General features: G+C 68.4%; 14 protein-coding genes. 6 read left to right on the forward strand and 8 right to left on the reverse strand.

All coding sequences use genetic code 11. From position 1 onward, the window contains the following. Positions 1 to 16: 16 nt before the first annotated feature. From ING98_18950 to ING98_18965, 4 genes are all read right to left on the reverse strand, one after another. A complete protein-coding gene (locus ING98_18950; GenBank protein MCA3103951.1) occupies positions 17 to 796 on the reverse strand; it encodes an SDR family oxidoreductase in 780 nt (259 codons plus the stop codon). A gap of 4 nt (positions 797 to 800) precedes the next feature. Continuing rightward, positions 801 to 1,739: a dihydrodipicolinate synthase family protein gene (locus ING98_18955; GenBank protein ID MCA3103952.1), complete on the reverse strand. Its 939-nt coding sequence runs from the start codon at positions 1,737 to 1,739 to the stop codon at positions 801 to 803. Positions 1,740 to 1,744: 5 nt separating this feature from the next. Further along, positions 1,745 to 2,659, reverse strand: a complete 915-nt coding sequence (locus ING98_18960) for a dihydrodipicolinate synthase family protein (protein MCA3103953.1) — start codon at positions 2,657 to 2,659, stop codon at positions 1,745 to 1,747. An 87-nt stretch (positions 2,660 to 2,746) separates the two neighbouring features. Continuing rightward, the gene (locus ING98_18965) at positions 2,747 to 3,469 is read right to left on the reverse strand and encodes a glutathione S-transferase (GenBank protein MCA3103954.1); all 723 of its coding nucleotides are present in this window, start codon (positions 3,467 to 3,469) and stop codon (positions 2,747 to 2,749) included. 71 nt (positions 3,470 to 3,540) lie between these two features. On the opposite strand from ING98_18965, the gene ING98_18970 reads away from it, so the two are divergent. After that, positions 3,541 to 3,903 carry a nucleotide pyrophosphohydrolase gene (locus tag ING98_18970; protein ID MCA3103955.1) on the forward strand — a complete coding sequence of 121 codons (363 nt, stop codon included), beginning with the start codon at positions 3,541 to 3,543 and terminating at the stop codon, positions 3,901 to 3,903. 104 nt (positions 3,904 to 4,007) lie between these two features. Here ING98_18970 and ING98_18975 read toward each other — a convergent pair whose 3' ends face one another. Next, entirely contained in the window at positions 4,008 to 5,351 is a 1,344-nt protein-coding gene (locus ING98_18975; GenBank protein ID MCA3103956.1) for an amidase, read from the reverse strand. A gap of 214 nt (positions 5,352 to 5,565) precedes the next feature. Here ING98_18975 and ING98_18980 point away from each other — a divergent pair, with 214 nt between their 5' ends. After that, on the forward strand, positions 5,566 to 6,678 hold the full coding sequence (locus ING98_18980) for an S-(hydroxymethyl)glutathione dehydrogenase/class III alcohol dehydrogenase (protein ID MCA3103957.1): 1,113 nt from the start codon (positions 5,566 to 5,568) through the stop codon (positions 6,676 to 6,678). Positions 6,679 to 6,830: 152 nt separating this feature from the next. Then, positions 6,831 to 7,292 carry a hypothetical protein gene (locus tag ING98_18985; GenBank protein ID MCA3103958.1) on the forward strand — a complete coding sequence of 154 codons (462 nt, stop codon included), beginning with the start codon at positions 6,831 to 6,833 and terminating at the stop codon, positions 7,290 to 7,292. A 19-nt stretch (positions 7,293 to 7,311) separates the two neighbouring features. On the opposite strand, the gene ING98_18990 is transcribed toward ING98_18985, so the two are convergent. The 3 genes from ING98_18990 to ING98_19000 all read right to left on the reverse strand — a co-directional run bounded on the left by ING98_18990 (position 7,312) and on the right by ING98_19000 (position 9,018). Then, a complete protein-coding gene (locus tag ING98_18990) occupies positions 7,312 to 7,926 on the reverse strand; it encodes an SCO family protein (GenBank protein ID MCA3103959.1) in 615 nt (204 codons plus the stop codon). 24 nt (positions 7,927 to 7,950) lie between these two features. Then, positions 7,951 to 8,469 (reverse strand): copper chaperone PCu(A)C, encoded by a 519-nt coding sequence (locus tag ING98_18995; protein ID MCA3103960.1) that lies wholly within the window; start codon positions 8,467 to 8,469, stop codon positions 7,951 to 7,953. 144 nt (positions 8,470 to 8,613) lie between these two features. Next, on the reverse strand, positions 8,614 to 9,018 hold the full coding sequence (locus ING98_19000) for a hypothetical protein (GenBank protein MCA3103961.1): 405 nt from the start codon (positions 9,016 to 9,018) through the stop codon (positions 8,614 to 8,616). A gap of 53 nt (positions 9,019 to 9,071) precedes the next feature. On the opposite strand from ING98_19000, the gene ING98_19005 reads away from it, so the two are divergent. From ING98_19005 to ING98_19015, 3 genes are all read left to right on the forward strand, one after another. Further along, positions 9,072 to 9,437 (forward strand): CbiX/SirB N-terminal domain-containing protein, encoded by a 366-nt coding sequence (locus ING98_19005; GenBank protein ID MCA3103962.1) that lies wholly within the window; start codon positions 9,072 to 9,074, stop codon positions 9,435 to 9,437. Between the two features lie 77 nt (positions 9,438 to 9,514). After that, positions 9,515 to 10,582, forward strand: a complete 1,068-nt coding sequence (locus ING98_19010; GenBank protein ID MCA3103963.1) for a tartrate dehydrogenase — start codon at positions 9,515 to 9,517, stop codon at positions 10,580 to 10,582. Between the two features lie 10 nt (positions 10,583 to 10,592). Then, positions 10,593 to 11,828, forward strand: coding sequence for an MFS transporter (locus ING98_19015; protein MCA3103964.1), 1,236 nt, complete (start codon positions 10,593 to 10,595; stop codon positions 11,826 to 11,828). Positions 11,829 to 11,893: the final 65 nt, after the last annotated feature.

The following is an 11,893-nucleotide window of genomic DNA, read 5'->3' on the forward strand; positions in this document are numbered from 1 at the left end:
CACGCCGCGGCCCGGCTCACTGCGCGGTGACGCCCCCGTCCAGCACGAGGGTCTGCCCGGTCATGTAAGCGGCCGCCGGCTGCGCCAGGTAGGCCACCGCGGCAGCCACCTCCTCCGGCAGGCCAAGGCGGCCGAGCGGGATCCGTCCCAGTGCAGACTCGAGGTAGCCCGGCTGCTTGAACGAACCTGCGCGGGCAGCCGTGTCGATGCGCCCTGGCGCGACTGCATTGACGCGGATGCCCAGCGGCGCCCATTCGATGGCGAGCATTCGCGTCATCTGCAGGATGCCGGCCTTCGCGATGCCATACACCGTTCGGTCGGCCATGCCGACGAGCGCATGCGTGGAGGCGATGCTGATGATGCAGCCGGGCCGATGTTCGCGTGCCAGACACGCGCCGAACTTCTGGGTCAGGAAGAAGGTGCCGGTGAGGTTGGTCGCCATCACCGTCTCCCAGGCTTCGGGCGTCACGTCGAGCGCAGGCACCTTGAGCGGGACACCTGCATTGTTCACCAGTACGTCCAGCCGTCCGAAAGCCCCGGCGGCACGCCCGATCGCCGCCTCGAGATCGCCGATCTCGCGCAGGTCGAGCGCGATCGCAACCGCGCGTCGTCCCATTGCCCGGATCGCCGCGCAGACCGGCTCCAGCCTGGAAGGCTGCATCGAGGACACCACGAGGTCGTGCCCGGTGCGGGCCAGTTCAACCGCTATGGCTGCACCGATGCCCTGTGCGGCACCTGTCACCAGGGCCACGGGCACGTCGCGCAGGACCGCTTCCGGTCGCTCGTCGTCCGCCACGACGCTACCAGCCCTGCGGTTCGTCGCCGAGCATGCCGATCTTCGACAGCGCCAGCGAAAGCGCCGTGCCCTGTGCCGCGGACAGCGGGGTCAGCGGTGGTCGGACATCGCCGCAATCGCGCGCCATCGCACGCGACGCAGCCTTGAGGCCGGCGACACCGCCCGGCTTGATCGCCATCCGCAGGGCAGCAACCGCGTTCTGCAGCGGGCGCGCTTCTTCGTAGCGCTCGGCAACGCACAGTTCATGCAGGCGCCGAACCGCCCTGGGCGCAATGCCGGCCAGGGCACAGAAGGACCCGGTGGCACCGATCGCATGCGCCGAAATGAGGTACTCCGATCCGGACAGCAGTGCGAACGACGGACGGACTCGGCGCGCCAGCATGAGCAGCTCGATCATGTACTGCCAGTCGAGGCTGGAATCGACCAGACCGATGAAGTTCGGGGAGCGCTCGACCAGTTCGATGGCCGAGGTTGCGTTGAACTTCACACCGCCCATCTCATCGGGAAAATTGTGGACGAACATCGGCAGGTCGACCACGGCCGCGATCTGAGCGAAGTGTTCGACCAGCATCGACTGCGGTGGCGTCCAGTAGTAGGGCACGTTGGCCACGATGGCCTTCGCGCCGGCGTGCTGCGCATGCTGCGCGAGCGCGGCGGCCATTGCAGTGCCCGACTCGCTGACGTGGGCGATCACCGGCACGCGCCCCGCCACCTTGTCGAGGACGAACTCGAGCACCCGGTGGCGCTCGGCGGTGGGCAGGCTGACCGACTCGCCCGCATGCATCGGCACCGCGATCGAATCGGCACCGTTGCGCAGGTGGAACTCGATGAGCTGCGCATGGCGTGCGCAATCGATCGCGCCGTCGGGCGTGAACGGGGTGAGCGGGGTATGGACGAGCCCGGGCATGAACACCGGGGAGGCGACAGCGGGGGCAGAGGACATGGACTTCACCAGCCGTGGGGTTCGGTGTCGAGGATGCCCAGTTCGCCGAGTTGCTCGGCGATGAAGGCGATCCGCTTCTCGCTTGCGGTGGGCAGCGGCGGACGGGTCGGCCCGACCGGGCGACCCATGATCACCATGCCGCCCTTGAGCGATGACGGGTACTGGTCACGGAACAGCTGCCACAGCTGGGACAACTTGTACTGGCAGTCGCGGGCTTCGTCCCAGCGGCCTTCCACGCATGAGGCGTACAGGCGGGTGCAGAGGTTCGGGCAGATGGCGCCGGCAGACGAATAGGACCCCTTGCCGCCGAGCGGGATCGAGGGCAGGAGGAACTCGACTCCGGCAACGAGCGAGAAATCGGGGCGCACTGCCAGCGCCGCACGGGAGATCTCGAGGAACTTCTCGGAGTCGAAACTGGCCTCCTTCATGGCAACCAGGTTCGGCAGTTTCTCGAGCAGGCTCGTGATCAGTTCGCCGGTGAACTCGACGCCGTCTAGGTAGGACGGTGAGTTGTAGGCGATGATCGGCAGGTCGACCTCGCGACCCAGCCGCATGAACCAGTCGTGGATGGCCGCCGGCGACGGGTTCCAGAAGTACGGCGTGATCGCGATGATCGCGTCTGCCCCGACCGCCTGCGCATGCCGTGCCAGGTCGATCGAATCCTCCACCGCCAGGGCACTGACGTGGATGGACACGGGGACACGGCCCGCTACCGTCTTCACCGCGACCTCGGCGAAGCGCTTGCGCTCGGCGATGGTGAGGTTCAGCGATTCGCCCTTGTGGTGCGGCCAGGAGATCGCGGTGGCACCGGTGCGGACGTGGAAATCGAGCAGGCGCTCGAAGGTCTCTAGATCGGGGCTGAAGTCTGCCTTCAGCGGCGTGACCGGGCTCTGCATCACGCCCTTGAGAATGAGGGGCACGGGGTCCTCTGCGGGTATCGGTCGAAAGTCTGTTCTTCTGGTTGGCCCGACTCTACTCGACCAGGCATCGCCCTGCCAGCGCCCCCCTCAACGATCCAGCTCCGGGTAATGCCGGAAGATCCCGCTCTGATTGAACGGTATGCGCCGCTTCGACTTCAGGTAGCGCGCGACCCGGGGCAGTTTCGCGACACGTGCGTGCAGTGCCACCAGGTTGGGGTGTTCCGGCTCGAGGCGCGACATCGCCTTCGGGAACGCGTAGCGCAGGCCCGCGATCGACTGGAACACCGACAGGTCGACATAGGACAGTTCGCTGCCGACCAGCCAGGACGGCCCCTTGGGGTTGCGCTCGAGCACGGCCTCGAAGTAGCCGAGGAACTTCGGCATGCGCAGCTCGACGAAGGCCTTCGCCCGCTTGCGCGCCGCGGGCTTCTGCTCTTCGTAGTAGAGATGCTTGGCGATCGGATGATGGGTGTCGTGCGCTTCGACGATGAAGTCCGCGACCACCAGCTGCAGCTGGTTCGCCCAGCGGCGCGAAGCGGCATCCTTCGGCACCAGCCCGAGCCGCGGGCCGAGGAAGGCGAGGATGTTGGCCGTCTGCGAGATCCACTCGCCGTCGACCTCGAGGATCGGCGGCGCGAACGGTGCGCGCGGGTCGGTGCCCTGCAGGATCGACAGCACCGCCGCGCGACCGCCGCCCTTCTTCTCGGATTGGCGCACGACGTCGACGTAGTCCGCGCCTGCGGCCTCGAGCGCGAGGCGGATGAATTCGCCGCGGCCCTGGATGTGCGACCAGTAGTAGAGGTTGTACATGCGTGCTCCCTGCCTGAGGTTGGTTGGCTGCGTCAGTGTAGCGCTAGACTCGGCACACCTATCTCCGGAGGATGGCAGCGATGACCGATGACAGCCTTGCCGGGCTCACCGAACGCCTGCGCCACTTCGCGGCCGAGCGCGACTGGGAGCAGTTCCACTCGCCGAAGAACCTCGCCATCGGCGTCGCCGCGGAGGCAGGCGAACTGGCGGCCGAGTTCCAGTGGATCGACGGCGCGGACAGCTACACGCCGGAGGCCGCCCACCTCGACCGCATCCGCCATGAATCGGCCGACGTGCTGCTCTACCTGGTGCGCCTCGCCGACCGGCTGCAGTTCGACCTCCTCGCGGCCGCGAACGAGAAGATCGGCCTGAACGCGCGCAAGTACCCGGTCGAGCAGTTCAAGGGGTCGTCGCGGAAGTACTCCGAGGACTGACGCCGGCACGCCAGCAGCCGAGGCGACCTTCGCGATCGGAATGCTCAGGCCGAGCATCACGCCAGCGCCGATCAGCACCGGCCATACACCGGCCGGGGTGCGGTCTACCGCAACACCTGGTCGATCCACCCCGCCGACTCGAACAGCTCGGCATCGCGGTCCGGGAAGCCGATCGCCTGAATGCCCAGCGGCAAGCCCTGCACGGTCAGCAGCGGCAGGCTCAGTGCCGGCGCGCCCAGGTAGGACGCAGGGATGTTGAACACCGTGTCGCCAGTGGCATCGATGCCCACCGGCGCGGCGCCGGGCGCCGACAGGGTCAGCAGCACGTCGCACTCGCCCAGCAGCATCGCCTGCGCGGCGCGCGCCGCGGCCCGCGTCGCCAGCAGCTTGCGGTAATCGGCCTGGGTCATCTTCTCGGCCTCGACCAGCCGCTCGCGCAGGAAGTCGCTGAGCCTGGACGGATCGCGGTCGCGGTAGGTGTTCAGCGGCCACACCGACTCGTAGTTGACCAGCGCATGCGATATGCGGCCGGCATCCTCGAGTGCGACCTCGAGCAGCGCAACCCGGGCGTCGTCGGCACGCCGGTGCACGCGCACGCCCTGCGCGCTCAGGCGCGCGACGGCGGCCTCGAAGGCAGCCTTCGCATCGGCATCGGCGATCTTCCAGCCGGCGGTCTCGATCACCACGATACGCGCCGGGCGCACCGGCGCCGGCGTCTCCGACGGGCCGTACAGCCCGGGATAGCCGGGATCGCCACCGGCGCGGTCGGAGATCTCGCGCGCGACGATCCAGGCGTCCTGCAGCGTGGCAGCGATCGGGCCATGCACCGACTGCGACAGGCCGTCATGCGAGCCGCCGCGGTTGATCGCGCCGAAGGTGGGCTTGAACGCATAGGCGCCGCAGAAGCTGGCCGGCCGCAGCATCGAGCCGATCACCTGCGTGCCCAGGCCGACGGCGATCATCCCGCAGCCCACGCCCGCGGCCGAGCCGCTGCTCGAGCCGCCGGGCGTGCGCGACGGATCCCACGGATTGCGCGTACCGCGCGGCACGCGCGCGGCGAATTCGGTGGTGACCGTCTTGCCGAGGATGATCGCACCGGCCTGGCGCAGCGCGACCACGCTCGCGGCGTCACGATGCGACTGATAGCCCTCGAACACCGGCGAGCCGCACTGGGTCGGCATGTCCGCGGTCTCGATCAGGTCCTTGATGCCCACCGGCATGCCGTCGATCCGCGACAGCGGTCGGCCCTCGCGCCAGCGCGCAGTCGAGGCGGCCGCCGCGGCCCGTGCCTTCTCGATCTCGATATGGACGAACGCGCCGACGGTCGGCTCGAACGTATCCACATTGGCGAGGCAGCGCTCGAGGAAGGCGGTCGGGCTGTCCTTGCCCGAGGCGAAGTCGGCCAGGTGGACGGTGTAGGGCAGGGGTTTCGGCGTCGGCAAGGGCATCAGGACGTCTCCAGGAAGCAGTGAGCGCAGACAGGGGCACACGGCGCGGCGGCAAGGCCGCGAGTCTATCGCTGTTGTGGCGATCGCCACACCGCTCGATGTCATGAGGCCTGGCGCTTGCATGTTGGAGGTCGGGCGGGCCAGGCCGGACCACAGACCATTCCGCGCCCGCAGCGGTTACAGGATAATCGCCGCTTCTGAACCGGAGGCCGCCATGAAAACGCAAGCAGCCGTCTGCTACGCCGCAGGTCAACCGCTGGTCATCGAGACCGTCGACCTCGAGGGGCCGAAGGCCGGTGAGGTCATGGTCGAGCTCAAGGCCACCGGCGTCTGCCATACCGACGAGTTCACCCGCTCGGGTGGCGACCCGGAAGGACTGTTCCCGGCGATCTTCGGCCACGAGGGCGCGGGCATCGTGGTCGAGGTCGGCCCCGGCGTCACCGGCCTGAAGAAGGGCGACCATGTGATCCCGCTCTACACGCCCGAGTGCCGCCAGTGCAAGTCGTGCCTGTCGCGCAAGACCAACCTGTGCACCGCGATCCGCACCACCCAGGGCAAGGGCGTGATGCCCGACGGTACCAGCCGATTCTCGATCGGCGGGAAGATGGTCCATCACTACATGGGCTGCTCGACGTTCTCCAACTACACCGTGCTGCCCGAGATCGCGTTGGCGAAGATCCGGGAAGACGCGCCGTTCGACAAGGTCTGCTACATCGGCTGCGGCGTCACCACCGGCATCGGTGCAGTGATCAACACCGCGCAGGTCGAGCCGGGCGCGAACGTGGTGGTGTTCGGGCTGGGCGGCATCGGCCTGAACGTGGTGCAGGGCGCACGCCTGGCCGGCGCAAACATGATCATCGGCGTCGACGTCAACCCGGCGCGCGAGGCCCTGGGCCGGCAGTACGGCATGACCCACTTCGTGAACCCGAAGGAAGTCGAGGGCGATCTCGTGCCCTATCTGGTCGCGCTGACCGACGGTGGCGCCGACTACAGCTTCGAGTGCGTCGGCAACGTAGACCTGATGCGCCAGGCGCTCGAGTGCTGCCATCGCGGCTGGGGCGAGTCGATCATCATCGGCGTGGCCGGTGCCGGCCAGGAGATCCGCACCCGGCCGTTCCAGCTGGTCACCGGCCGCGTCTGGAAGGGCACGGCATTCGGTGGCGCGCGCGGCCGCACCGACGTGCCGAAGATCGTCGACTGGTACATGGACGGCAGGATCCGGATCGACGACCTGATCACGCATACGATGCCGCTGTCGGACATAAACCGCGCGATCGACCTTATGCACTCGGGCGAATCGATCCGCAGCGTGGTCGTGTACGACTGACGCGATACCTGCGCGCGGCGAAGTTTGCCGCGCTACAGGCCGCAACCCTCGTTCGCCAACGGGAAGACGCGCGCAGAGACTCGCGTGCAGGGGCAGGACGCGTACCGGTCCGGTACCGCGCCGACCGCCCCGCCACCTTTCCCGGAGAGCACATGGAACGCAGAACGAAGGACATCACCCGCAACACCTCGGGCCAGCCCGCCGCCCACCGTCATCGCCGCGCGCTCGCGGCACTGGCCGCAGCCGTGGTCACCTGCGGGCTCGTCGGCCCTGCACTGGCCCAGGCCACGCCGTCGGGGCAGCCGGCGAAGGGCGAGACCGGCGAGCGACCCCAGGCGCGTACCAATGCCGCCAAGTCGACCACCGCCGCGCCCAAGGGCGACTGGACGCGCCACTTCACACCCGAGGAGCGCGACGCCTGGCAGCAGAAGATCGCGGCCGCCCCGGACGAGGCAGAACGGCGCAAGCTGCGCGGCCAGCGGCTGGCCGAGATCCAGCGCCGCACGCGGGCGCAGAAAGCCGAGGGCGGTGCCGGCAGCGCCGGCCAGCCGGCAGCCCGCCCGGTGCGCCAGGCATCGCCCGAGGCCGCCGGCGCGGCGCAGCGGGCGCGCTGAGACAGGCGCCGCGCGGGGCTCAGCCCTTCAGCAGCGCGCGGATGTCCGCCTCGAGGTCCTTTGCCGGTATCTCGTGGCGCGCCATCAGCCGCAGCCGGCCCTGCGGGTCGTACAGGTAGGTAAAGGTGGAGTGGTCGATGGTGTAGCTGTCGGGCGTCGACCCCTTCACCTTGCTGTAATAGGCCTTGTACGATTTCGCGACCTCGGCGATCTGCTGCGGCGTGCCGTGGAGGCCGGTGAACGACCGATCGAACGCCGGCACATATTCCTTGAGCAAGGCCGGCGTGTCGCGCTCCGGGTCCACCGTGATGAACACCACCTGCAGCCGCGCCGCATCGGGGCCGAGTGCCTTCGCAATGCCGGCAAGCTTCACCATCGCGGTCGGGCAGGCGTCCGGGCACTGCGTGAAGCCGAAGAACAGCGCGACCACCTTGCCCTTGTAGTCGGCGAGCGTGCGTGCATCGCCGTTGAAGTCGGTCAACGCGAAGCCCTGTCCGAAGGTGGCGCCAGTGACATCGATCGCGTGGAATGCGGCCTTCGGTTTCTGCTCGCCGCAGCCGGCGAGCAGCCCGGCCATGGCTGCCGCCAGCACTTGCCGGCGGCCCCGGATGATTGTTGGATCGTGCAAAGGCATGCTGGTTTCCTCGTCCGCCGTCGGCTATTTCGAGTGCATGTGGTGCGCACCCGCCGTACCGGCCTTCGCGCCGGCACTGTCCTTCGCGGGCGCATTGAGGGGCCGTACGTCTGCCTTCACCTGTACCTGCTGGCGCTTGCCGTCGCGGCCTTCGAAGGTCAGCGTGATGGGCACCGAAGCGCCAGGCGCCAGCGGTTTCTCCAGGCCGATCAGCATCACATGGTAGCCGCCGGGCTCGAGCATCACCGACTTTCCCGCGGGCACCGCAATCGCATCGACCGCACGCATGCGCATCACGTTGTCGACGACCGCCATCTCGTGCACCTCGACCGTGCGCGCGACCGGCGAGGCGGCAGCGACCAGCTTGACGTCGGTCTTCGAGGTGATCTGCATGAACGCTCCGGTCGCGCGCATGCCACCGACGGTACCGCGTACCCATGGGTCGGCGATGGTCACCTGCGCACAGGCAAGGCCACTGGTGAAGAGGAGGATGAAGGAGATGGCCCGCGCCGCGAGGCGGCTGGACGAGTTCGAACGAGTCATAGCATGTTTCCTTCCGTTTCGGCACCACCGGCAGATCCGGTCGGCGCAGGAGGGCGGGCCGCGCCAGCCGGGACACCGGGGCGCTGGCCCGCATGGGCGGGTTCGCTGGACGCGCCGCGAGCCGAGGCTGCGCGCGGGCGCCGGTCAGGCCAGCAGGGTGCCGGGCGGTGCGCGACTGCCTGGTCGCAGGTAGGCGGCCGTGCCGTGCAGGGAGCCGGGGTCGACACTGGCCACCGCGATTGCCGCGGGCGACGAATCGGATGCTGCCGGGCGCGCGGGGCCGGCTTGCCCGGCGCTGCCCAGCGTACAGACGGCGCAGGCGGCATGTACCAGTGGATCGTCGATGCCGCGCCCGTCCTCCCGCTCTACGGGCAGCCCAGAAGCCCCCGGCAGGCACAGGCCGGCCGAGGCGCGCGCAGCGGCGATCTGCATGGCGGTGACGCTCGCAGGCAGCGCGAGTTGCGTGGCGCAGACGACGAGCAGCAGGAAACGAACCAGCCGCTGCTGCAGTGGCAGCCGGCGCGGCCCAGGAGCCGACGCTGGCGGCATCCGGCAGGCGCTGGAAGGACGAAGCGGGAACATGCGCCGAGTATAGTGCGAACATGAATCCGATCCCGCTGATCCTGTTCGCCCACGGAGCGCGCGACCCGCGCTGGGCCGAACCGTTCGAGGCGATGCGCGCGGCGCTGCTGGCCCGCGATCCCGGCCGGCGGGTCGAGCTCGCCTACCTGGAGCTAATGTCGCCTTCCCTGGTCGAAGTGGCCACCCGGCTGCATGCCGAGGGCATCCGGCATGCGGTGGTGGTACCGCTGTTCCTTGCCACCGGCGGCCACCTTCGGCGCGACCTGCCGAAGACGGTGGAGACGCTCGCCGCCCACCTGCCCGGCTTCACGCTCGACGTGAAGGCACCTCTGGGCGAATCGCCCGAGATGCGCGAGGCGATCGTGGGCTGGCTTGCCAGGATGTGAGCCCGGGGAAGCGCCGACGGCCTGCGTGCTAACATTTCCGGCTGTCCTGCAGCTTGAACATCTCGGTCGGAGAAACCATGAGCACGCATCGCATCGCAGTCATCCCTGGCGACGGCATCGGCAAGGAAGTGATGCCCGAAGGCATCCGCGTCCTGGAAGTCGCCGCGCGCAAGTTCGGCATCTCGCTCCACTTCGACCATTTCGACTGGGGCTGCGACATGTACGGCAAGTACGGCTCGTGGATGCCGGCCGGCTGGAAAGACCAGATCGGCGGCCATGACTGCCTCTATTTCGGCGCATCTGGCTGGCCCGCTACCGTGCCCGACCATGTGTCGCTATGGGATTCACTGATCAAGTTCCGCCGCGAGTTCGACCAGTACGTGAACCTTCGGCCGTGCCGACTGATGCCCGGCATCAAGAGCCCGCTCGCCGACCGCAAGCCGGGTGACATCGATTTCTGGATCATCCGCGAGAACACCGAGGGCGAGTACTCGTCGATCGGCGGCCGCTCGTTCCCGGGCACCGATCGCGAGGTCGTTTGCCAGCAGTCGACCTTCACCCGCATCGGCACCGACCGCATCCTGAAGTTCGCGTTCGAGCTGGCCAACAAGCGGCCGAAGAAGCACCTGACCTCGGCCACCAAATCGAATGGCATCTCGATCACGATGCCCTACTGGGACGAGCGCGTAGAGGAGATGGCGAAGCACTACCCGGCGGTCAAGTGGGACAAGTACCACATCGACATCCTGTCGGCGAACTTCGTGCTGCATCCCGACTGGTTCGATGTCGTGGTCGCCTCCAACCTGTTCGGCGACATCCTGTCCGACCTCGGGCCGGCCTGCACCGGCACCATCGGCATCGCGCCGTCCGGCAACATCAATGCCGACCGCAAGTTTCCCTCGCTGTTCGAGCCGGTGCACGGCTCGGCGCCGGACATCGCCGGCAAGGGCGTGGCCAACCCGATCGGCGCGATCTGGTCGGGCGCCATGATGCTCGACCACCTCGGCTACCCGCAGGCGGGCGATGCGATCGTCAAGGCGATCGAGAAGGTGCTCGAGCCGGGCAGCGGCGCGCCGCGTACCCGCGACATCGGCGGCACCGCCGGCACCATCGACCTCGGGAAGGCGATCGCCGAAGCGCTCTGAGCCCCTGCGGGTGCAACCGACGCCGAGCCTTCACTGGTCGCTCCGGCCGCTGACCGTCATCGGCATCACCACGCTGGTGCAGGTGGTGACGGTGATGATCGGCAACAGCATGGTGGTGATCGCGCCGGCGATGGCCACGCTGCTGCAGGTCGACCCGGCGCTGATCGGCTTCCAGGTAAGCTTCGTCTACGGCGGCGCGATGCTGGCGGTGATCTACGGCGGGCGCCTCGTGCAGCGCTACGGCGCAGCGCGCACGCAGCAGATCTGCGTCGGCGTGGCGGCCGTCGGCGCGCTGCTGGCCACCGTGCCCAGCCTGTGGCTGCTGCCGATCGCCTCGGTGCTGATGGGGGCCGGGACCGGGCCGTCGACGCCGGCCTCCAGCCACGTGCTCAACCGCTTCACCGACCCGGCCCGGCGCAACCTGATCTTCTCGCTGAAGCAGACCGGCGTGCCGCTGGGCGTGGTGACCGCCGCCTTCCTGATGCCGCCGATCACGCTGGCCTTCGGCGCCTCTTGGGCGTTCCTCACGATCGCGCTGATCGCCTTCACCGTGCTGCTGCTGCTGCAGCCGCTGCGCAGCACCTGGGATGACGACCGCACGCCTGGCATCCGCCTGATCCAGGATCCGCTCGGTGGCGTACCGGTGGTCTGGAACCATCCGATCCTGCGCTGGCTTGCACTGTCGGCCTTCTTCTATGCGTTCTGCCAGCTGTGCGTGACTTCGTTCGCGGTGACGATGCTGGTCACCGAGATCGGTTTCGGGCTGGTGCAGGCGGGTATGCTGCTGTCGCTGATCCAGCTCTCGGGCGTGTGCTCGCGCGTCGTGTTCGGCCTGCTCGCCGACCGCATTGGCAGCGCGCTGAGCACGCTCGCGGTGGTGGGCTGCGTAACCGCCACGATGTGCCTGGTCACCATGTTCCTGTCGCCCGGCTGGCCACGCACCGGACTGTACGTGATGCTGGTCTGCCTCGGTGCATCGGCGGTCGGCTGGACCGGCATGTTCATTGCCGAAGTCGCACGCGTGGCGCCGAAGGGACAGGTAGGGCTGGCAACCAGCGGCGCGATCGCCTTCAACTTCCTCGGCATCCTGTGCGGGCCGGCATTGTTCGCACTTGCCTACAAGGGCATCGGCAGCTACGCGCACACCTTCGGGCTGCTGGTGTTCGTCGCGCTGGCCGGCGTCGCGATGATCCGCAAGGCGCAGCTGCACGAACGACGGATGCTGGCCGATGCTGGCCGGGTCTGACCCCAGGGTCTGACCCCGGGGTCTGACCCCAACGTCTCGTATCTGACTTTGGGGTCTGACCCGGA

This window comes from Rhodocyclaceae bacterium (genome assembly GCA_020248265.1).
Taxonomy (GTDB): Bacteria; Pseudomonadota; Gammaproteobacteria; order Burkholderiales; family CAIKXV01; genus CAIKXV01.